Here is a 21,462-nt window from a genome sequence, read left to right as displayed (position 1 = left end):
CCGGAACCTGCCGGTCAAGCCTTGCACGAGCCCTGTTGGGCGTTCTCTGCCGGGGACGGGATTCGAACCCATGACCGCGTCGTCCCGAATGAGGTTCGGTTACTGATCTTGCCTGCCGGGACGGTGTTTGTGCAGGTCAGAGTGATGGGTTCGGCTGGCCTCGCGGGGTGCCGCGGGGCTTCGCGGAGCGGATTGGCTCCCAGACGGCTCCCCGTTCGCTTCGGGGGCAGGCCGTCGGCCGTGCAGGGCGGCCACCGTGGTGGAGAGGGCCTGCACGGTGGTCACGACGGACGACACCGCGCCGACTGCTATGCCGCGGTCATCGAGTTTCGAGTTCTTCGCCGATGCGAGGGACTGTTCGTTTCGGGCAACGCCGAGGTCACTGAGGTCGGCGGTGTGTTGCCTTGCGGCTCAGCAGCTCAAAAGGGACCGGGTGAATCTGTTCCACGCAGGGCGTGCGACATCCGTGGCTGGACAAGCTTCCCACGCCCGTCAGGTTGCATCGGAGGACCGTGGTGAGCTTGTTGAACAGTATTGTCAGGACCCGGCGTTCGCGCTCACAGGGAGTGGACGACGTGGTGTTCGCCGATTCGGGCGGCACGGGGCCGGAATCGCTCCCTGCCCTGCCGTCTGGAACCGCCACTGTTCGGCGCGTGGGTGGTCTTCGGGTCACTTTGGTCGTTCGTATGCGCAAGGACCCGGTCGAGGAGGCGCTGGTACGAGCTCGGTTCGAGGAGGCCCAGTGGGTGGTGCGGCCGCTCGGCGACAACAACGACGCCCACGACAGCAACGAGGCCGGAGGCAGCGCTGAGGTGCGCTATCGCCTGGACATGTGGCTTGCCGGGGCCAGGTGGGGAGCACGCGCGGAGGCCGAGCGGCAAGTGCGGGCACTGACCGCGGACCGTCCCGACGTGGAGGTGGAGCAGTCGGGTCTCGCTCCTCAAGACCGGGAGGACGGGGCCACCAGTCTCTGGCACATGTACCGAGAACCGACATGGAGCAGAAGCGCTCTGCGCGGCCGGTTTGCGAAGCTGTGGGTCGCGGTTGGCGGCGCAGACGTGCACCGTACAGTCCGGCTGGCGGGCCAGGGCAGCAGGCCAGAGGCCGAGGCGGCGTTGAAGCGCTTCGCGGCCCGCTGCACGGCCGAGCAGGACACCCAGGACTCCAGCGAGTACGGACGCGTTGCCGTGCCCGAGGACGCGACCGTATGCGGTACTCGGATCGTCGTCTGTGTGAGCAAGTTCGGCTCGCTGGCTCTGGTCTGCGCCGACAACCCGGGCGCCTTCTTTGGAACGGATGACGCTCAGACCGAGGGCGAACTGGACGCCGCGGACCTTGCCAAGGTCAACCGGGCGCTTGTCGAACTTGGCTATGTCGTGGTTGCCGAGGAACTGCTGGAGAGCGACCACGACGGGCCAAGCCGACTGCCATGGCACGTTCAGCGGCCCAGCTGGTGGCATCGCTTCTTCGGCATCTTTTGATGATCACGCCGACAGGGTCAGGCCGGTGCCGGCCAGGCATCCGTCGATCACCTCCGGCCTGTACTGCAGCATCTTGAGCTTGCGCTTCACAGCGCGGGTGACCTGGCCAAGGTCGGCGGCTGCCAGGTTGCCGATGTCGCGTTTGACCAGGGACCAGATGCCCTCCTGCGGGTTGAGGTCCGGGGCGTAAACCGGCAGCTGAAACACAGTGAGCCATGAGGCGTTCGACTCGAAGAACTCCCTCAGTGGCGCAACGAGGTGCATGCGCAGGTTGTCCCACACCAGCACGATCGGGCCGCCGAGCTGCGTGTGGGCGCGGATGACGAGGTCGCGGTAGTCCTTCCAGCCGAAGCCCTTCGGTTCGTTCTTGCGGCCCCGGTACTCGCGGATCGCGTAGAACAAACGAGATCGCTCACCCGGCTTGTAGCAGGTCATCCCCGCAATGGAGACTCGACCCGATCCCCGCCCGCGCACGCGGACGACCGGAGTGCTGCCCCTGCGGCCCCAGGTCCTGGCACGCGGCGGCGTCATAGACTGGCCGGCCTCGTCTTCGAAGACCACCCAACCGCCGTTCGCCGCCGCGGTGCTCTTACCCGCGGCCACACCTCTCGTTTCCACAACTCCACCGCGTCGTCGTCACGCTCGATCGCACGCCGGGGCGGCTGCTGCCAGGACCAGCCATAGCACCGCAGCAGTCGCCACGTGCCCTCCACGGTGTACGAGACGTGGAACAGCCTGCCGATCACCGCCTTCACGCGGGCCAGCGTCCACCGCTGGTCGGCCCACCCGTGTGCCAGCGGACCGAGCTCCAACTCCCGCTCCAACCTGACCATCTGCGCTTCAGATAGTCGGGGTCGACCAGGTGACCCCTTGGAGGCCACGCCGGCGTAGCCGCCTTCGCGCCACTGGCGTCGCCAACGTTCCACCGACCGTTCCGAGACCCGCAGCATGGCAGCGATCTCCCGGGTCTTCCCGTCAGTCTCGAAGCACGTCACGGCCTGGCGCCGGATCCGCTCCCGCGCGTCTCTCTCGACGTCGGTCAAGCCGCCGCCCTGCGGATATCTCACCGAACGAGGACTACCGAGGTCACCTTCACGCTGTCCGGCGAACAGCCCGACATCACCCGATCAAGTTCAGTAACGATCGTGTCCACCAGCCTTGACCACGTGTCGTCGGTGGCGACACGTGCGGCCCATGCTGCGGTCAAGGGCAAGGACCCCGCTCCGTACTTCGGACTGGATGGCACGCTCGTGTGCGTCAGGCCCGTCGTTGACCAGCCGGCCGTGGAGAACGGTCCCCTCCCGGTGGGGCACCCGGTGCTCACTTTCGAACGCTCAGGCGACGATCTATGGCTCTGGGACCCCCAGCGGGAAACATCCGCAGAGGGCCCACTGCCGACTCTCCGAGTCAGGGCGGAGCATGTGACGACGTGGGTACCCGCCGGTGCCCGGTTCTGCATCACGGGCGACGGGAGGTAAGTGGCTCCTCTATTGGGCTTCCTGTCGGATGCGCTGAGTCGCCACGAAGGGCATCGAGGCTGGCAAGCTGCAGACCGTCTCGCGGCTTATGGGTCTTTGGAGCCGCGTACGACCGCTCGTTCCGGTGGGTGCTCGTGGTCAAGGGCAACAACAGGGCGGTTGTTGGAGGGCGCCCGTCGAAGTTTCCTCGCGCCCGGTAGCACCGCACGAGTCTTGGCCGTGACCCGGTCTCATGGCTCCTGGCACCGCAGGATGCCGACGGGCAGGCTTCGCTGTGGGCAATCGGGTCCAGCCGAGATATCGCGGCCGTACCCCGCCCCGTTTGAGGAGCGGAGCCATGGCGTGGAATTGGGCTCAGGGGGCGGCGATGCTCAGTGGCTGATCGGGCATTGCCCTCCTCTGCTCTGTTCCGACGCAGAGTCAGGGCGGGGTCCGTCTTCGGACTGGTGGGCAGCGGCGATGTGGCAGCCGCCTACCCGTGCGATGGCGACGAGCAGGCGTGTGGTGCCGCGTGCCCGTGGCGGCGTGCGTAGACGCCGACGTGCCAGGCGAGCCGGTTGCGGGAGGAACTGACGCCCGCCTCGCCCCCCGGGGGCAGTGCCGTCACCCGGGCTACTGCGACAGCAACCAATCCCGGGCGTCGCTCAGGAACTCGCCCATGGCGCCCATCGACCCCGGCGCCTTCTCGAACTGGATCGACAGGTTGACCTCGTACAACTTGTACGCGGCTTCGGTCTCCCGACCGGCGGAGTTCGCGGCAGCCAGCGCCAGGACGGCACGGTCACGATTGCCGTCCTCCACCGCCTCCACGACCTTGAGCCAGAGGGTGTCGCCGATGTGGTCGACGAGAGCCATGAGGTGGGCTCCGGATCGTGCGGCCGGCTCCTTGACTGCTTCCAGCTCGGCCTCGGCCCGGTGCTGCTCCCTGTGGGTGACCCGCTCGTTCTCGTCGTCCCAGAGGTGATCGCCCCAGATCTCCTGCCACTGCTCCTCGGCTCGGACCAGCGCGGCTTCGAAGATTCGAGAGCTGGTGCGTTGGCGATGTCAACAAGCATTGTTCGCGTCCGCGGGGCGTAGGTGCTCGATCTCGCTGGCGAATCGCCTTCTATTCCCTCATGGCTGCGTGAGTCACGTTGTCCGACAATGATCATCTGGAGCTTGACCGCCATGGTGCCGCGAACCTTCGGCGCAGGCCGAGACAGCTTCCGGGAGGCCGACGAAGCCGGTCTTCAACGGCTTGAGGCTCTCAAGGCTGGCCAAGGTGATGGTCTTCTGAAGCCGACAACGCTCGTCCAGGACGTGAGTGGGCAGGACATAGAAGGTCCACTGGTCAAGGTCCAGAGGATCTAACGTCTGCTTCTCCTGGTGATGTAGAAGGCAGAACACGTACACGTCCGCGCTGCGCAGTGCATCGGCTGAAGTGATGCCGGTCCGGGCGTCCCAACCGGAGGAGGGCGCGATGCCGTAGGAGACTCTCGACGTCTGCGACTGTGCCCACGACTGGAGGTAGGCCGTCGACTTCACCTCGATACGCCAGTTCTGGGGCGTGCGGATGTCAACCGCGTCCCATTCGGTACGGGTACCGGTGGCAGCGCCCAGCGCGGTGGCCACGAGGTACTCGGCCAGCACACCGCGCATTGTGTTGTTGGTCAGGTCGGAGCACGCCCAACTCCAGAAGTCGGAGAGCTTGCCCACCGTCCTGCCGTCGGCGTGTATCAACTCGTCGCCACTGCGACGCGCGATGGCCATCGGCCCGAGCTCGGTTCCCACGCAGTCCTCCGAACGATGAAGCAGGTAGAGGGTTAAGCCTGCCAGTAGCGCCCGCCCAGTGGGGCGCTACTGGCAGGCGCCCTCTGGTCAGATGAGAAGCGGAGCGTCACCGCGATCATGCGTCTTCTCCAACGTCGTTCGTTGAGAACGTTGGCCAGCAGGCTCCTGCGCGCAGCCAGGAAAGCGGGGAACCGGTCCAGGGACCGCAGCTCCGGGGCCTGGGAGATGATCTTTTCGTTCGCCAGTCCCATGCCGCCCCCAGCTTTCGGGGGATCCGTGACATCCACGGTAACCGCCACCCAGAAGCGGCCGGTTGGTTTCGGATCTTTGTCTCCTCGTCGAGCTGATCGCCCGTAAGTGAGGCCGGTTCGCGCGCATCTCAGTCCTGCACGGGGAGGCCGGTGCCATGGGCATGGAAAGTGAGCCCGGTGATCCGGCCTGACTGAATCACCGGGCCGTGCTGAACTCCACCGTTGACGTTGTTGTGTACGGGTACCGGGTGGGCCACGGATGTGTTGACCAGCTGCCGGAGAGAGGTCAGCACCTCATGCAGCTCGGCGCTGGTGACAGAGGCCGTCTGTAGAAGCCTGTACAGGTCAGTGTGCCATCGGTCCGTGATCTCACAGGTGGCTTGCGCGTCGCCGGCAAGCAGCCTGGTCCGTGCGGCGTCAAGGTCGGCGATCGTGGTGCCGCCTGCATCAGCGCGTGACAAGAGCCGGCCGACGAGCGCACGCGCCTGCGTCCAAGAATCGGTGACCATGAGTGAGACCAACGTGGTTGCTCCCGAGGCGGCGAGAGCGGTGAACTCGGGGTCCATTGTTTCCTTTCCTGGGGTCAGATCCCGGATGTCGGTCGGGTTGTGCCGCCGGTGCTCTCAGGCCGCTCTCCGTCGTCCGGGGTGAAGGCCGCCGGCGGGTCGAACCGGCGCACCAGATCGTCAGCCGTCTCATGCTGATCCTGGTCCCTGATGGCATCGGCGAACTGCTTCGCCAGCAACCTCCTTTGGGTGTCCGCGTCCTCGAGGTCGAGAGCGATCAGTGCGTCCGCGAGGTGGTCCGCGGCCGTCGGTGCCCGGCCGAAGGGGGCTGCCTGCCGATCCAATGGCACCTGGCAGTCCTCCACCTCACGCTGCTGCGGGATGAGGTCCCGCAACCGTTCGGGAACGTCGGTGTCGTTGGCCGCGGAAGTAAGCTGGGCGAGCAGGCCGAGGTCTTCCACGGTCCTCTCGACCTTTTCGTCGTTCTTGGCGAGCCACCAGACCACGGCGCTGCCGGTGTCCTTCAGCACGTCTTCGCCCAGGTACTTGCGCTTGTTCTGCTCGTATTTCCGCTGGTGTTCCCAGACTGCCTGGTCCTTGCGTACCCCAGCGAGGCTGTCCAGGCGTTCCTGGTCGTGCTCGTGCAGGGTGAGCCGCACATCCTCCGCCATGGCGTGGAGCTGCCCGGTGCTGTCAGGAAGCAGCGAGCTGAGCGCACCGCTCAGTTCGTGCTGGACGAGTGAGACTCGACCGGGCTCCCGCTGCTCGGTGACTGCTCGGGCACGGTCCAGTACGGATTCGACTGCGAGGCCTGCTGGGTTCAGTACCCGGCCGGGACGGGAAGCGTCGAGGGCGTACCAGCGAACGGTTGCGGAGATCAAGAAGTCGTAGTCGGGCCATTGACTGGGAAGTGCCACTCGGCTGACGTGGTGCTCCGTGCGCTCGATGGGAGCCGCCGTGTGGTGTTCCTCGAAGGCGACTGGCACGGAGCCGCGACGGCGCCCGGCGATTTTGAAAACCACGCCGGGGGCTGCGACGAGGATCACCGCAACGGGCGGCCATGCCCATGTGGGCCACTGCTCCGTCAGGCCGAAAATGGTCAGCACCAGACCGCACAGGATGGTGAGGAAGACGGTTGTCGTCTTGTGGCCGGTGGTCACGGTTCGTTCCCCCTGGTTGACTCCGCGCGAGGCGGTGTGGTCGGGCGGCTCAGGCGTTGAGCTGAGCAGATCTTCTGAAGTAGCAGGTCGGTGGTGAGCGCGGCGCGCGAGGATCCGACGGGCGCGGTGCGTTCTGCGTCGCGGGCGGTCGCGTAGAGCGCGGCGAAGGCTGCACCGCGTCGGCCGTCGCACCGGTCGGCGGCACTGACGAGGAGTTCGAGCAAGAGGTCACCCTCGTGCCCGGCATCAGTCGCTGCGTGCATCCAGCGTTCTGCGTACGGCTGCCATGTCGGCCGAGGCAGCCCGTTCAGTACGGCGCGCCAGCAGGTGGTCACGGACGACTGCACGCTCTCCTCTTCCGCCAGCGTGCGTCCGTTGTCGTACGGGTCGGTCAGAGCTTCGGCGACTCCGACCCGCAGGAAAATGCCGAGGTCAGCCCGCGATAGTTCGGAGCGTGCCAGCCGGTGAAGCAACCTACGGCGCAGTCGGTGGCTCGTCTCCACCAGGTCGCTCAGCGCATGCAGCGCGCTGCCGGTGCTGTGCTCGCGGCGAGCCAGGTAGTACAGCCGGAGCATGGCCTGGTCGGGGTGGCCGGCTGCGACGACGTCGGCACAGACCTGGACCAGGACCTGGGCGAATTGCTCCTTGAGCTGCTTGCTGGTGCACCATTGGTAGATCCAGTCTCGGAGGCTCCGTGCATGTACCCGATCACCGAGACCACAGGTGAGTGCTTGGACGGCGGCCTCCAGCCCAGCCTTGCTCGCGGCCGTCGAGCCCCAGGCTTCGGCCAGCGACGCCAGTCCTTCCGGGCGACCTGTCCGTAGATACTCTCCGGCCAGCTTCGCCACGAGGCCGTCGCGGAGTGCTTGGGTGATGTGCGGGCCGTTCAGCGCCACGCTGCGCGCGGTCCACATGCCCAGATACTGGCGAAGGTCGGGCATGTGGTCCCAGAAGTGGGCGCGGACGGCGGAGTCGTGGTCCAACTCCCCGAACCGCACGTGACCGTCCGGTCCGACACCGGCGGAGATTTCCGCCAAGCGCTCTGCGAGGTCCCTACGCTGCAGCAGCGGAACATCGTCGGGCGGCAGACCCACAGTATCCAGCAGGAGTTGAGCGGTGCGATGGATCACGTCGGCGTGAGCGCCGTGGAGCATGGCGACGGTGATCAGCAGTGCCCTCTGAGGGCTGTCGCCCAACGTGGCGACGAGGGTGGCGATCTCTTCCCGCCGGTCGGCCCGTGCCTTGTGCGCACTTGTACACCACTGCGCGAACCCTCCGTCCCCCGCGGCGGCCTCGCGCGCACGCCGTACGAGGTCGGCGAAATCCGCTATCTCTCGCAGCGGCCTCGGCTCGCGGACGAAGTCCGTGACTGTGGCATCCGGGCGGAGGTAGTGCTCGCTCGGCACCCCATGCACGCGAAGGTGGCGCCGCAGGACCCGCTTGCGGCAAGGCTGCTGAATCTCGACCCTGTACTGCTGCAGGTCGGAGTCGAGGATTCCCCGATAAGGCATGACGACCACGAGATGTGCGTTCTGCTCGTGTACCGCCTTGCGGAGGGCGGAGAGACCGGCCCGAGCGGCGGCCCACCGTTCGGCCTCAGCGGCCGACATATCCAGCAGCAGGCGGTCGCCGGCTCCGACCAGTTCCGGGTCGGTGAGGGGAAGTTCGCCTTCCTCGTCTGGCAAGAGCTCCCGAAAGGCGCCGGTGTCCGTGTGGTGTTCGCGTAGGAGTACACGGGCCGTGGAGGTCCGGCCGCTGCCAGGTGCGCCATCCAGAATCACAGTGCCAGTGCCGGCCAGTTGGAGGCGGGCGTTTCCCATACCGGGTGGAGCGACCAGCACGCGCCGATGCCACGCGAGCTGGTCATCGGCGACGCGCCGGAAGGAAGGTCTGCCCGAGCTCCGCTGGTGGGCGTCGATGGTGACGTACATGTCCCCGGTGCCGTTGTGCAGGGCCCCGCTCGTGCTGGTGACCCATGTACTGCCGCTGCGTTCGCTCACCGGTCGTCGCCCTCATGTTCTTGGGCTTCACCGAACCGGTGCCTGATGTCACCGTGGTGGTCGCCCTCGAAGTACGTCATCCCGTTGCCCGAGAAGTGCCGGCCCCCCGACTCATTGCGGGAATTCTGGTAGATATCGCCCTGGCCCGTGTGCACGGGACCGGTGGAGGCTTTGATGACGGTGCCGCCGACGTCGCCGGTGAAGTCACGACTCTGTACGGCCGTGCCGCTCACTTCCCCGATCGAGTTGGTCACCGAGCCCGGTGTGAGCGGGGAGACGGCGTCACGGTCCAGGTCGCGCAGACCCGGGACGATGTCGGCCACCACGTCACCAACGCGTTTCAGACCTGCCTCGGTGTCATGTGTGCTGAACGGGACGGACTGGATCTCTGTAAGCCAGGCCAGTTCGTCAGGCAGGTCGGCTTTGTTCAGTCGGTCGGTCTTCCGGCCGTCAAGTACGGGAACGACGGTAAGCTCACAGTCGAATGCCTCCATGATCTCCTTGCGTACCCAGTCCTCGGGGTCGCGCAGCCGGCGCTGGAAATTCGTCCAGTCCGGTCCGATGACAGCCAGAACCACCGCGCAGCGACGCAGGCCCGTAAGCAGTTCATCGGGGTATGCCTGACCGGGAGCGATGGACTTCGAGGCACGGAAAATCCGGCCACTGCCGAAGCGACGCGAGAGCTCCTGGTCGATCAGGGCAGCCGTCTTGTCGCCGTCCCCTGTACGGTAGTTGATGAATACATCGGTCATCTCTAAGCCTCTCTTCAGGATGTGGGAGGGTGCGTTAACGTGCCGAGACGCGGAGCAAGCCGGCGTACGGCAGCGTGCGTGGGATGTCGAGCCAGGAGACGGGTGAGACGCCGAAGATCGATCGTGACGGTCGCGGACCGGACCGTGACCACCCCGTCGAGAAGCGACTCCGTCACAGCACAGGCGTGGTCGATTTCGCCGTCCGACGCGTAGGCCAACGCCCGGCGTATCCCGTACCGCACCTGGGTGCGGACCGCGTCCCGGGAGACCAGGACGAGCTGCCGGTCCAGTTCCTCAGCGGCCTCCCGCGGACGGCCGAGGTCGACCAGGCACCAGCCGGTGACCATGCCGACCGAGTCTGGTAGGTGCATGCTGCCGATCACCGGAGTTTCGGCGCCGCCGTCATTACGGGCAAGGAATGTGCGGGCCCGGTCCAGAGCCCGCAGACAGGCGTCACGATCGCCTGCCAGTGCATGGCCTTGCGCCTCGCGTTGCGCCGCCAGTCCGCGGATCCGCGGTGGCAGCGTGTCGCTTTGGGCCCGCTGCGCCAGCGCGACCGTCTCTGCCGCGTCATCCTGGTACAACGTGATCAGGGCCCTGCGGACCAATGCGTAGCCGCCCAGTGCGTGGTCGCCGCCGGCGGCTGCCAGATCCACCGCGCGCTGCGTCCACCAAAGTGCCGCGTGCTCGTCGCCTGTCTCCTGCATCAGCCAGCCCACGTACTCGGCGTAGCGGGAGCCGAGAGCCAGCAGATCCCGACGGGTGCCGTCATCGACGTGCACGGACAGTTCCCGCAGCGTGTGTGTCTGGGCGATCAGGCCGGGAAGTAGATAGCCGGGCTCGACGCTCTGCCCCAGACGCCGGTAGTGCGTGAACAGAGAGCGGGACGCCTCCAGCATCCCCGCGCCTGCAGCAGGGGCGACCGGTCCCGGGCCGCCCCTGCCCAACCTCATCAGCGATGCGGCGCCTGCCCCCACGACCTGTCGCCGTCCTAAGGGCTGAAACCAACTCGGGCCATCCGGTGACAGTTGCATGGTCCACTCCTCCTCATCGATCGCGCCGGAAGTCTGCACAAGCGGTGTGTCCGCAACAGGTCGGGTGGCCAGGGCGACAAGTGCTCCCTCGGCCTGGAGGACGGCGTCGCACAGACGGACGAGATCCCGGCTGGGAGCCTTGATGCCTCGTTCGACCTTGCTCAGCTGCGCCTTGCTGTAGTGCACGGCGCCGGACAGTGTGGTGAGGCTGAGTCCTGCGTCCAGACGACGCTTTCTCAACTCCTCGCCGAACCCGGTGGACGGCTGTGGCACGGGACTCTCCTGACCGACCGTCCAGGCGAAGGCGTTCGCAGGTAAGAGTGCGGCAGTGCCAGCCGGACGGACAAGGCGATCGATGCTGTTTCCCGTTTCCTTCTCCGCAGGTGAGGGGCGCTACTCCCTGAATCGGGTGCTGTTTGGGGCGTGGTGACCACAGTGATGTTGCGCGTGCGCCCCTGCATTCGACCGAGGTCCACCGCCCCGATCCCGACGGCAGCTGGTCGGCGGTGACGGGATCCGGGCTAGAGCGCAAGCCGGTGTTTATCTGGCGGTATTCGTCGAGCGCAACCAGCAGGTGCTCAGACCTGGCCACCGGATGGGCGGTGCTGGCTGTCTCGCAGGGCAGCGCGACTGGCGCCCAGGTACGACTGCCGGACTCGCGGGGCATCCGCACCATCCGTCCGTCTCGAACGAAGATCGTGCGACCTGAGAGGTGTTCGGCGGCTATCCTGCAGGTTGCCTTAACGGAGTTTGGTGGACACGAACGTCTCGAATCACAATCGGCAGGTGCGGTTGTCGTTCTTGGGTGGCGTCGGCAGGGCCTGACTGTACGGGGTACGTCCGGCCGGACCAACTGCAAGGGGCCATGGTGGGAGGCCGCACCAGTGCTCATGCTCTCCCCGGCTCCGCTCGGTGGCGGCCGGCCTCAACATGATGACTTCGGTCAGCGGACAGACCAGCCTCCTGGTCACCAATGATCCTGGCGAGGGGACCGCCAAACTACGCCGGGCCGTTGCCGAAGGCGTTCCCCTGGTGGACGAGCAGACCTATCTGCGGTTGCTGGACGACGTGCGGCCCGGTCAGGCCAAAGGCACGGCCCAGGCCGCCGTCGCCGACCGACGCCGTGCCACCGGCACACCGATACCAGGGAATGCGGCGGCCGCGACCGGCACACCCGCTCCGAAACTGCCCACTCAGCGTATCGCCGCACCGGTCGCACGAACCGCTTCCGCCAGGGCGGACCGGCTGCTCGCCGGGCGCCGCGTGCTAGTGCTGGGTGGCACCCATGAGGAAGCCGGGGCTGCGCGTGCCCGTGCTGCCGGGCTCGGCGCCTCCGTGGCGGTCAATCTCTCGGCGAGAGTCACCGACATCGTGCTGCATCCCGGTGGGGAGCCGGACCGCCGTATGAGCCGCATCAGCTCACTCGGTCTGCCTGTCCACGACGCCAACTGGCTTCTCGCACACGGTCCGGCGCCCGCCCCGGAACTCCGGCCCGTGTCGCAGAGCCCGGCAGTCGCAGGGGCGAGGGACATGGCTGAGGTCTTGGTCCGTGGTGCGGTTGTCGACCTGCCGGATACCTCTGCGGAGTGGACGGTGGCAGCCACTTGGGGGCAGCTCACCATGTGCGAAGTCGATGTCGTCGCCTTCGTACTGGACGCGCAGGAGCAGGTCGCGGGAGACGAGGACTTCGTCTTCCATGGGGCGACCGAACACCCCGACGGCACGGTCCGGCTCGCCACGGACGGCCCGACGGAGCAGGCCATCAGCGTCGACCTGGAGCGGCTGCCCCTGGAGGTGAGCAGGGTCGTGGTCGCGGCGGCGATCGACGGCGACGCGACGTTCTGCGATGTCGGCGCGGTGGAGGTCATCGCCACCTGCGGGGTCGGTGAGGCCCCCGTCGCACGGGCCGCCCTCGACGCCGCCACTACCGAGCGCACCATGATCCTCGCCGAGATCTACCGCCGGGGCGATGGCTGGCGACTGCGTGCGGTCGGACAGGGATACGACCATGCTCTCGCCGGCCTTGCCCGGCACTACGGCGTCGACATCGCCGAATGACTAAGCATCAGCACGAGGAGCGAGGCGAGACCGGGGTGCCAGGGGCGGCCGAATTCTTTATGGAGGGCCTTGGGATCGAGGGAGTCTGCATGGACGAACGCATGGACGGGCCTTCCCCCGTGGCGGTGGACACGCGGTTGGTGATCACGCGGTGAGCGTGAGGTTAGAGGTGTGGTGTCGGCGTTCGTATTCGTCGGGGCTGAGGTGGCCGTTGGCGGAGTGCCGTCGGCGGGTGTTGTAGCGGGTCAGCCGGGCGAAGACGGTCCTTCTGCAGGTGGCGGCGTCGCCGTAGCCTCGGACGCCCTGGAGGCGTCTCGCGTTTGGGGGACGCGTGGAAGCTTTCGCAGGCCGCGTTGTCCGCGCTCGAGCCGATCGCCCCCATCGACCGGGTCACTTCGAGCTGGTCACAGGGGTCGGCGAAGGCCTTGGCCGCGTATTGGGCTTCGTGGTCGGCGTGGACACCGCGCCGTCCAGGCTGCCGCGGGTGCGGGCGGCCATCTTCCGGGCGTCGGCACCCAGATCGGTGCGCATGTGGTCGGCGATGGTCCAGCCGACGACCTTCCGGCTGAAGCAGCCCAGCGCGGTCGCGACGACCAACTCCGGCGGGAGCAATGCACCCAACTCGCCGAGATGCGCGGGCGCAGGTTGCTCACCGGCAGGCGTTCCAGCGCCGCTTCGGGGTCGGCGAACTGCGAAATCGCGTCGAGGAAGTCCTGGAGTTCGCAAGGTTTCGGCGGCCCCCGGAATGGTCTACGCGATCAGGACGATACAGCGCGACTCAGCCACCTTGCACGGCATTTGTTCAGCTGCAGCTCACGTAACAGTGATGTCGGGCATGATGAGTTTGCGTAAAACTCGCTTTCATTCACAGGGGGTTGATCCATGCGCGGACACGACGGCGGCCGTTCCGCGCGAGTGCAGACGGTCGTCATCGGTGGGATCGATTGCGACGTCGCGACCTCGTCGATGCTGGAGGAGGCGGGACTCACCGGTGCGGCGCGTGAGGCGTCGCGGCACCTCGTGGTCGCGGTTCCCGTCACCGTACGGTCCGTGCAGGCGAAGTCGGACCTCGAACTGGTTGTCTCTGTACGGCTCCACGCGCCCCGTGGCTGTCCGCCCCCGGTTGCCTGTGCCCCGTCTCCGGCTGCGGAATCCATAGCGGTTCCAACGGTGTCGAGCGCGACCGTCTCGCTGGCTCCTGGCATCGGTACGGTCGGTGGTGGGCTGAATCGGACCACGAACCGGCAGGAAGTGGTCAGCGACGTCACCGGAATCGGTACGGACCACCTGCGGTGGTCGATTCCGGGGAAGCGCGGCGTACTCGCCGGCAGCCGGGAGTTCCGGTTCTTCGTCCGCCAGGACGAGGCCCGCCACGGCTGGCTCGAAGTCACAGCATGGGTGAACGCCTCGCGCGGCCTCCTGCGGCGCGGCCCCTCTGAACCCGCAGTACAGCGTGTGTGGGTGCCGCTGGTCGCCGACAGCGCCCCGCAAGCGGGCGCCACCCTTGACCTTCTGGAGGAGCCACGTGCTCCTCAGGGCCGCCGCGAGGAGCGAGGTGGCGAGACGGTGCGCCACTACCTGGGCCGGCCGCTGGATCTGCCGATCTCCCTGACGCCGCACGGGCCGGCGGTGGGCGGGACGGACGAGGACGGCACCGTGGTCGGAGCCTTCCGCTGGTTCGACAGTGTTGACGGACGCCCCGGTTTCCAATGGGTCCAGAAGTCCCCGGACCGGATCGTGCTGGGCGAGGGCCAGGGGACGGGCATCCGTCCCGGCACGACCGTATTCCTCCCGAACGAAAGCCTCCTGCGACTCCCCGACGGCCGATCCCTGCGTGTGCTGTACACAGACGGGCCGGCTACGGGCCGCCCCACCCTCCAGGACGCCCTCGACGTGTCGGTGATCGTGGACGAGGCGGTGGTGACCACGCACCTCACCGCATCGAACTACGTGACGATCGGTCGCAGTCTCAAGGACATCAGCGTCAACCGGCCCGACATCAGCCGCACCCACGGAACCCTCGAACTGTCCGACGACGGCTGGACGTACACCCACCTGAGCGGCGCTCGCGGCGCGGTGCTACTCCGTGGGGACGAGACGGTCGACGTCTGCCGCGACGCGGTCGTCCCCGTCCGACGCCACGACACGCTCGTACTCAACGACCACGTGTCCCTGACCATCCGCTGAGCGGGCGTGATGTCTCTCCGGGGACGAAAGCCTGACAGCTTGGAGGAGATCGAGCATGAGCACGTCCGCGGAGCCGTCAGCCGGGTGGCACACCGGAGACGTGATCGACGGGCTCTACCGGTTGACCCGCCTCGTCGGGCACGGAGGGATGGGTGTCGTCCACCGCGTCCGGCACCTCGGCTGGGGCATCGACCTGGCGGTCAAGTCGCCGCTCCCGGAGCTCGTGGCGCACGCCCCCGACGCGGAACGCTTCATGGCCGAGGCACAGACCTGGGTCTCCCTCGGCCTGCACCCCAACGTCTGCGGCTGCTACTACGTAAGGGTGCTGAACGACGTCCCGAGACTGTTCGCGGAGTACGTTCGCGGCGGCAGCCTGCGCGAGTCCATCGACACCGGAGCCTTGTACGTGGGAGATCCTGAAGCGGTTCTCGCGCGCCTCGTACGGATCAGCAGCCACCTGGCACGCGGACTCCAATTCGCCCACGACAGCGGCGTATTGCACCGCGATGTGAAACCGGCCAACGTACTGCTCGACGGCGGTGTCGACGGAGTCGCCAAGATCACTGACTTTGGAATCGCCCAGGCGCTGAACCCCACCTCCGGCGGCCCGACCGCGGGCGGACTGACGCCCGCGTACGCGTCACCGGAACAGCTACGGGGCAGACCGCTGGGCAAAGCGTCCGACGTGTACAGCTTCGCGGTGTCCGTGCGCGAGATGTTCCACGCGGCCGGGTCGGCGCAGGCATCCACCGTCGCGGGGTACACCCGCGCCACGTACGACGGCCCTGCGGTTTCCGAGCCGCCGGAGCGGCGGATGCCCCGGCCCCTCGCGCTTCTCCTGGACCGCTGTCTCGAACCGGAGCCGCAGGCCCGGCCGGACTCGATGGCGGACATCGCGAGCGAACTCGAAGAGATACACGCCCAGTTGGCTCCTGACGCCCCGCGCCTCGTTGCACCCACGCCGGCCGAACTCAGGGCGGCCGAGTACAACAACCGCGCCCTGTCGCTGCTCGACCTCGGGCACCGGGAAGAGGCCGACGACCAGCTGCGCAAGGCATTCGAAGCGGACCCGCAGCACCTCGACGCAACGTACAACGCGCAACTGCTGCGATGGCGGCGCGGCGAGACCAGCGACGCGGCCCTGCTCGCCGCCCTGCGCGTCGTGAGCCGGCACGCCGGAGACCCCTGGTACGCGCACCTGCTGGCGGCGCAGGCGCATCTGGAGCGCGGCGCTGTGGACAGCGCGCGCGAGCTCCTGCAACGGGTCACGCGGGACCAAGCGGACGAACCGGAGACACGGTCCGCGCAGCAGGCGCTGGACTCGCCGGACCTCGGGCACCTGTCCGCCGCCGGGACGACATCCGTCCCCTGGTACCCGGACCAGCGCTTCCCCCCGTTCGGTCAGGCCGCGTTCACGCGTGACGGAACCCAAGTGATCAGCGGCGACTCGAACGGCACGACCCACTTGTGGGACGCGATCACCGGAGAGTGCCTGCACAGCCGCGAAAGCGGGGGAACCTGGGCCAATCACGTCAGCAGCGTCGACGGAGGCTACGGCCTGGTGCTCGCCCGCGGTGAGTGCGTGCGCCTGTGGAACTTCGCGACCAAGCGCGGGCTGCGGATGTTCACCCCGGTCGGGAACGAGACGGTGCAAGCCCTGTGCCTGGCTCCCGACCAGACCACGGCCTACGCGGTGACCGGGGACGGCGAACTGCTCGGCTGGAACCTCCAGCAGGGCACGGCGGTGCCGCGCGGCGGGCTCGTGCTGAACGACCGCTTCGACGACCGGGGAGCCTTCTCCATGGCGCAGGTGAGCCCCGACGGGGGCACCCTGCTTGTCTACCACGGAGGCACGCACGGCCGCCTGCATCTGTTGTCCGCCGACTCCCGGGACCACTGGCGCGTCCTCGCGGATTCACTCGCCCGGGTCTCGGCGATGGCATGGACCGCCGACGGTACGCGCGTGGTCGTCGCGAGCGACGACGAGATGATCCGCGTCTGGAACGTCGGGAGCGGCGAGTGTGAGCGCCGCATGACGACCACCGCCGGCATCACGACACTCGCCCTCGACGCAGACACGCACTGGGCGATGACGGGCAACGAGGACGGCACCGTCTGCCTCTGGGACCTGACCACGCTGCGCTGTCTGCGTACGCTGCACGGGCACACGGCGGGTGTGTGCGCAGTCTGGTTCTCCCCGGACGGCCGGCACGCGCGGTCCGTCGCCGCCGACAACACGGTCCGCTCCTGGGAGCTGCGGGTCCCCGTCGGCTACACGGCCGCACTGCGCGTGAGCCGCCCCCACCCGGTGGTCGACCTCACGCACTTCGGCGACCGGGCCCGCGACCTGGCAGCCCGGGCCGAGGCGGCCGTCGACGCCACCCAGTTTCGCATCGCACACCAACTCCTCAGCGAAGCGCGGGCGTTACCCGGCTACGAGCGGGACGTGCGGCTCCTGCGGTCCTGGCGGGAGCTGGGCGCCCGGTTCTCTCGTACGGGACTGCGGGCGGCATGGATCAAGCGGACGATGTCCGCACCCGGGACGGCACTGCGCAGGACGGGGACGAGCGTCTCCGACGACGCGCGGTACGCGACCTGCCAGACCCTCCTCGGGGCAAAGGTGTGGGATCTGCGCAGCGGCACGCCGGTGTTCGACCTCGACGACGGTGTGCTGACGACGAGGTTCGACGCCGAAGGGCGCAGGGTCGCCGCGGTGCTGGCCTCTGGGACCCTGTGTGTCTGGTCGACGGCGGAGGGGACGAGGTCCGCCTCGTTCGTCCCGGAGGACGCGAATATCTTCACTACGGCCGGCATCTCCGCCGATCTCCACCGGGCCGTCGCGGCCGACAACGCCCACGGGCTCCAACTCTGGGACCTGGACAGCGGACGACGCCTGCGTACGCTCACCGGGCACACCTCACGTGTCAACGCCGTCCGGATCAGCGCGGACGGGCGCACGGCGGTCTCCGCGGCACCAGGGTCACTTCGGGTCTGGGACCTGTCCGACGGCGGTTGCGCGGCCTCCATTCCGGTCGACGACGCCTACTATCCGCGCGACGTGTGCGTGTCGGACGATCGCCAGGTCGTCGTCGCGTGCGGGGACGAAGCACCATACGTGCGCGCGTGGAGCGGCACTGGGGAGCGTATGCACGAGTTTGCCGGGCAGTCGGATCAGCCGGGTGCGCCGGATCAGTCTGCGCGGCCCGTGTGTCTGGCGTTGAGTCCGGACGACGAGCTCCTTTTCGTTGGAGACCTGGCAGGAAGCGTCACGGTCTGGAACCTCAGGACCGGAGACTTGGTCCATACCCTTGAGACACCGCAGAGCGGGGTGCTGGACCTGCAAGTGACGCGGGACGCGCGGCACTTGCTCGTGGGTGGGCTCGACGGCACGGCGACCCTGTGGGAACTGGACTGGGACTTCGCCGTGCCGAGTTCCTGAAACATGCAGCCGAGCCAAACACCGCTATCGCGCCGCCACCATGACGAACCTGAGGGGACCTCATGCGCAACGAACTCAACGTCGACGTAGACGTCCGCGCGGAACTCGGCGCCGGGACGGTGGACACACTGCGGTCCACGCTGGTGCCAGTGGACTGCCTGACATGTGGTGAGGAGATCGTCGCGGAGGACGTACTCAACCTCGCCGTCGACGACGTGAACGTCGGGATCTTCGCCACCCTCCACCACGAGGAGTGCCGCCCGTCCGCATGGGTGCGCCACACCCCGGAACAGGCCGGGAACCTCAAGGTCAACGTGACGTGGCGGGCGTGCGTGGTCGACCGGCAGGAAGCGGGCCCCCTTCTGGTCGTGAACCCGTCGTGCGAGGCCGCGGTGCTGTTCCGCACGAGCACGCTCATCAGGAATTGGACCATCGGCACGCTGAACAGGTGCCTGGCCGCCGGGTTCGTCCCGCCGGCTCAGGCGTCGTCACACCGAGGCGTGGAGGGACTCAAGGCGCGTCTCGAGCCGACACGGCTGACCGTGCTGGCGGAGACCGGCCCGCTGGAAGGCACCTCGTGGCACGCGGACATCTCCGAAGCGGCGCTCTCCCGAGCGCACGCACGGGGGAGCGTCCTCGTCGGAGTGACCACGGCGCTCGATCCGAAGCACGACCCGGTCTCGGAGGAACGGCTCAAGGAACTGTCGCGCGACGAAGAAATCCTTTTCTCTCTGGCCCCGGTAGAACGTCCCCAGCCGAAGGTCGACACGGAGTCCCTGATCGCGGCCATCGAACTGGTCCGCCGCGGCACGGGGGTCGTGCCCAGCGATGATCTCGTGGCCATGACGATCATGCTCTACCAGCATGGCGGCACCCTCGGCGCCATGCCCCGCCCAACCGGGCACGACCTGCTCGTCGTGGTGTCCTTGGTGGCGGGGCTGTGCTGCGGGGGCGAGGGACCCGTGCACGTGCTGTCCCATGACGACCGCACGGCACAGAGCCTCATGAAGACCTGCCGCAAGGTCTACGGCAAGGGTGGTCTCCCTGTAAGCCGTGTCGGCGAACCGAGCTTCACCTCGGAACGCCGTATCTCCGTCGGCACCTACCAGGAGGTCGCCGCGGCCAGGGCACGCTTCGACAATCAGCCCCGCCCCTCGGCAGGCGTCCTTCCGACCGCCGTGGCGGTCGACCCCGTACCCGACAGCGAACGCGACTCCGTCCGCAGCCGGTACAGCCGACTCGTCGAACTGTGAGCGGGCCGTCGCGCCAAGTGTGTCGCCCATGGCGGTTTCGTTCGGACCGTCGGTCGCTGGTCCGGGTGCGCCGTTGACCGACGCGCAGTGGGCGCGGATCGAAACCGTTGCTTCCGGACCGGGACACTGAACCGCCCGGGTGATGTGGAGGCTCGATTCCGATGGCGTCGCCCTGCGGGACCAGGTCGCCGTGAACGCCGGCGGCCCTCTCGAGAAGGCGTTGGTCGATCAGGGCTTTCAAGAACCAGGTCACCGATCCTGGAGCCGGCTTGGGCATCGATGTCGAGACCGTCGTACGCACCCTGCAGGCGACGGGGTTCGATCCAGGTCGGAGGTGACAGCGGCGGTGTCCCTGGACACCCCCGCTGTCACTGCGTTTGAGGTCTTCCTGGATTGTGGGTCGGGAGGTGTTCCAGCCTCTGCTGGTGCTCAGTTGGCCGACAGGCCAAGGCGTTGCCTGGCGTTCCTCAGGTCGGCGGTGAGCGGGGCGCTCATCGGATCCCCGGCTCGTTCCAGTGCGTCGACCAGAACAGCCGCTCCGGCAAAGGCGCTCTCCTCGGCCTCGCGCAGTGGCACGGTCGCGGTGGCGTCGCCGGTGTTCGAGGTGATCCAACGGCGGGCGGCATCGCAGAGGAGCAGTGCCTCCCAGAGTACGCGCAGTGCCGCGGGAAGGCGGTCGGATGCGATCAGCCGGTGGCCGATCCGGGCGAGCGAGGTGACCTGACGTGGCACGGCGCTGACCACATTCATCCGGCCGGTAGCCGAGAACCTGGCTCCCTCCCCGCCGCAGAGGGAAAGTCGCAGCGTCCGTATCTCCAGCGGATCCAGGGCGCCGGCCCGCACGCCACCTGCGAGCCTCGTGGACTCCGTCCGCTCTGCTTCCAGCAGTGCCTCCCGCAGACTCGGCGCAAGCACCGAACCGAACTCCCGTTCCGCCTCCGCGATCCAATCACGAGACCCGCAGGCGGCCATGGCCAGATGTTCGGCCGCCTCCGCGTCCCGCCCGGCCTCTCTCAAGTGGACACCGATCCGGGCATGAGCCCCGGAACTCCCGACTCGACCAAGTTCAGCGGCCTCAAGAATCACGCCGTCCACGGCCAGCGCCGCGTCCCACTGCCCACGCGCCGCCTCAAGCAGGGAGACCACCGGGGCGGCGAAACCGATCGCGTACGGCATCGCCTCAGGGCTGATCCGGCCCATCTCCCTGTATCGGGCGAGGGACTCCTGGCCGCATTCCAGAGCCAGTTCATGGTCCCCTACCCGCAGTTGAATCCCCGCCCCGACCGCGAGGATCCGGGCAGCGTCCGTGGACCGGTCCGAGAGGGGATTGAAGGCTCCCGCGCGCATGTACCCACCAATTGACGCGTCCAGGTCGCTGAGGGCACTGAAGGGACGGTCCCACTCGGCATGGGCCCGGGCCCTTCGTAACCGGACATCGGCCGTCAGCAAGACCGCGGGAACGGGGCCCGCCTCCTGCCGGTCACCCCGCTGCTCACCTTCCTTCCGGGTGGCGAGCTGCTCCGATTCGATCCGCAGGTACAGCTCCTCAGCCTGGTCCAGGGCAGCGACCGCACCGAACACGTCTCCGGCATCAGCCCTGGCCCGCCCCATGGCGTAGAGCAGTCCCGCTCTGGCCTGGGGAACCTCAGGCAGATCCCGGGATGCGGCGTCCAGACGGTCCAGAGCGCGCTGCGCCCGCGCGAACTCGGCCAGCGCCTGCGCCGGCCCCTGGGTCTGCTCGGCGGCGAGCCCCCGTTCGTAGGCGGTCCGGTACTCCTCGATCGCCTGCTCGGTACGATCCCGATCCCGCGATGCTCCGCCCCGCCGAAATATCTTCATCTTCCCTGCATTCCCCTTGGGTTGACCATCCAGCTGCCCAGCGAACCATCGGCATCCTGCCACGGCGCCTCCACCGGATGCCTTCGTTCACTTCGAAGGGGTCTGTCACAGGGTTTGCCACTGGTTCCCTGGCCGACTTGTGGCGGTCCGCGTGGGTGTCGGCGAGGCGCGCGTCACCTGCAGCTCACCTGCCGAGGTCGCCGTACCGAGGTGTGACGGCGATGGCCGGGACCCGCGAGGGGGCAACACATCAC

General features: G+C 67.9%; 15 protein-coding genes. 5 read left to right on the top strand and 10 right to left on the bottom strand.

Annotated features, from left to right (window positions below; translation table 11 throughout):
- Positions 1-575 precede the first annotated feature (575 nt).
- Entirely contained in the window at positions 576-1,481 is a 906-nt protein-coding gene (locus tag AMK10_RS38185) for a hypothetical protein (protein WP_241839651.1), read from the top strand.
- A gap of 3 nt (positions 1,482-1,484) precedes the next feature.
- On the opposite strand, the gene AMK10_RS38740 is transcribed toward AMK10_RS38185, so the two are convergent.
- The 8 genes from AMK10_RS38740 to AMK10_RS23975 form a co-directional block, all read right to left on the bottom strand.
- A protein-coding gene (locus tag AMK10_RS38740; RefSeq protein WP_443333123.1) for an IS630 family transposase occupies positions 1,485-2,548 on the bottom strand; the annotation gives its coding sequence in 2 pieces (ribosomal slippage) (positions 1,485-2,101 and positions 2,101-2,548; 1,065 coding nt in all).
- Positions 2,549-3,571: 1,023 nt separating this feature from the next.
- Positions 3,572-3,814 (bottom strand): hypothetical protein, encoded by a 243-nt coding sequence (locus AMK10_RS24015; protein ID WP_073749965.1) that lies wholly within the window; start codon positions 3,812-3,814, stop codon positions 3,572-3,574.
- A 273-nt stretch (positions 3,815-4,087) separates the two neighbouring features.
- Entirely contained in the window at positions 4,088-4,729 is a 642-nt protein-coding gene (locus AMK10_RS24005) for a hypothetical protein (RefSeq protein WP_198959769.1), read from the bottom strand.
- Between the two features lie 379 nt (positions 4,730-5,108).
- The gene (locus AMK10_RS23995) at positions 5,109-5,546 is read right to left on the bottom strand and encodes a hypothetical protein (protein ID WP_073749961.1); all 438 of its coding nucleotides are present in this window, start codon (positions 5,544-5,546) and stop codon (positions 5,109-5,111) included.
- A gap of 17 nt (positions 5,547-5,563) precedes the next feature.
- Positions 5,564-6,646, bottom strand: a complete 1,083-nt coding sequence (locus AMK10_RS37750; RefSeq protein WP_073749960.1) for a hypothetical protein — start codon at positions 6,644-6,646, stop codon at positions 5,564-5,566.
- Positions 6,643-8,646, bottom strand: coding sequence for a hypothetical protein (locus AMK10_RS23985; protein WP_073749959.1), 2,004 nt, complete (start codon positions 8,644-8,646; stop codon positions 6,643-6,645). The genes AMK10_RS37750 and AMK10_RS23985 overlap by 4 nt, the downstream gene beginning before the upstream one ends.
- A complete protein-coding gene (locus AMK10_RS23980) occupies positions 8,643-9,398 on the bottom strand; it encodes a toll/interleukin-1 receptor domain-containing protein (RefSeq protein ID WP_073749958.1) in 756 nt (251 codons plus the stop codon). Before AMK10_RS23980 ends, AMK10_RS23985 begins: the two co-directional genes overlap by 4 nt.
- A 14-nt stretch (positions 9,399-9,412) precedes the next feature.
- Positions 9,413-10,705 carry a helix-turn-helix domain-containing protein gene (locus AMK10_RS23975; protein ID WP_073749957.1) on the bottom strand — a complete coding sequence of 431 codons (1,293 nt, stop codon included), beginning with the start codon at positions 10,703-10,705 and terminating at the stop codon, positions 9,413-9,415.
- A gap of 639 nt (positions 10,706-11,344) precedes the next feature.
- Here AMK10_RS23975 and AMK10_RS23970 point away from each other — a divergent pair.
- A complete protein-coding gene (locus AMK10_RS23970; protein ID WP_241839650.1) occupies positions 11,345-12,490 on the top strand; it encodes a TerD family protein in 1,146 nt (381 codons plus the stop codon).
- Positions 12,491-12,880: 390 nt separating this feature from the next.
- Here AMK10_RS23970 and AMK10_RS23965 read toward each other — a convergent pair whose 3' ends face one another.
- Positions 12,881-13,111 carry a hypothetical protein gene (locus AMK10_RS23965; RefSeq protein ID WP_143194980.1) on the bottom strand — a complete coding sequence of 77 codons (231 nt, stop codon included), beginning with the start codon at positions 13,109-13,111 and terminating at the stop codon, positions 12,881-12,883.
- 261 nt (positions 13,112-13,372) lie between these two features.
- Between AMK10_RS23965 and AMK10_RS23960 the strand changes: the two genes are divergently transcribed.
- The 3 genes from AMK10_RS23960 to AMK10_RS23950 all read left to right on the top strand — a co-directional run bounded on the left by AMK10_RS23960 (position 13,373) and on the right by AMK10_RS23950 (position 19,369).
- Complete coding sequence (locus AMK10_RS23960) at positions 13,373-14,677, top strand: hypothetical protein (RefSeq protein WP_143194979.1); 1,305 nt, start codon at positions 13,373-13,375, stop codon at positions 14,675-14,677.
- 55 nt (positions 14,678-14,732) lie between these two features.
- The gene (locus AMK10_RS23955) at positions 14,733-18,116 is read left to right on the top strand and encodes a protein kinase domain-containing protein (RefSeq protein ID WP_073749954.1); all 3,384 of its coding nucleotides are present in this window, start codon (positions 14,733-14,735) and stop codon (positions 18,114-18,116) included.
- Positions 18,117-18,178: 62 nt separating this feature from the next.
- Positions 18,179-19,369: a hypothetical protein gene (locus AMK10_RS23950; protein ID WP_073749953.1), complete on the top strand. Its 1,191-nt coding sequence runs from the start codon at positions 18,179-18,181 to the stop codon at positions 19,367-19,369.
- Positions 19,370-19,798: 429 nt separating this feature from the next.
- Here AMK10_RS23950 and AMK10_RS23945 read toward each other — a convergent pair whose 3' ends face one another.
- On the bottom strand, positions 19,799-21,208 hold the full coding sequence (locus AMK10_RS23945) for a hypothetical protein (RefSeq protein WP_073749952.1): 1,410 nt from the start codon (positions 21,206-21,208) through the stop codon (positions 19,799-19,801).
- Positions 21,209-21,462 lie beyond the last annotated feature (254 nt).

Origin of the sequence: Streptomyces sp. CB02058 (assembly GCF_001905505.1) — a bacterium.
Lineage (GTDB): Bacteria > Actinomycetota > Actinomycetes > Streptomycetales > Streptomycetaceae > Streptomyces.
The sequence above is the reverse complement of the archived record's forward strand: the minus strand, read 5'-3'. Positions and strand labels throughout refer to the sequence as shown.

Excerpts from the sequence above, each read along its gene's own strand:
- AMK10_RS23960 (WP_143194979.1), top strand. The coding sequence starts at position 13,373 with ATGCGCGGACACGACGGCGGCCGTTCCGCGCGAGTGCAGACGGTCGTC.
- AMK10_RS23945 (WP_073749952.1), bottom strand. The coding sequence starts at position 21,208 with ATGAAGATATTTCGGCGGGGCGGAGCATCGCGGGATCGGGATCGTACC.
- AMK10_RS23980 (WP_073749958.1), bottom strand. The coding sequence starts at position 9,398 with ATGACCGATGTATTCATCAACTACCGTACAGGGGACGGCGACAAGACG.
- AMK10_RS23955 (WP_073749954.1), top strand. The coding sequence starts at position 14,733 with ATGAGCACGTCCGCGGAGCCGTCAGCCGGGTGGCACACCGGAGACGTG.
- AMK10_RS23995 (WP_073749961.1), bottom strand. The coding sequence starts at position 5,546 with ATGGACCCCGAGTTCACCGCTCTCGCCGCCTCGGGAGCAACCACGTTG.
- AMK10_RS24015 (WP_073749965.1), bottom strand. The coding sequence starts at position 3,814 with ATGGCTCTCGTCGACCACATCGGCGACACCCTCTGGCTCAAGGTCGTG.
- AMK10_RS23950 (WP_073749953.1), top strand. The coding sequence starts at position 18,179 with ATGCGCAACGAACTCAACGTCGACGTAGACGTCCGCGCGGAACTCGGC.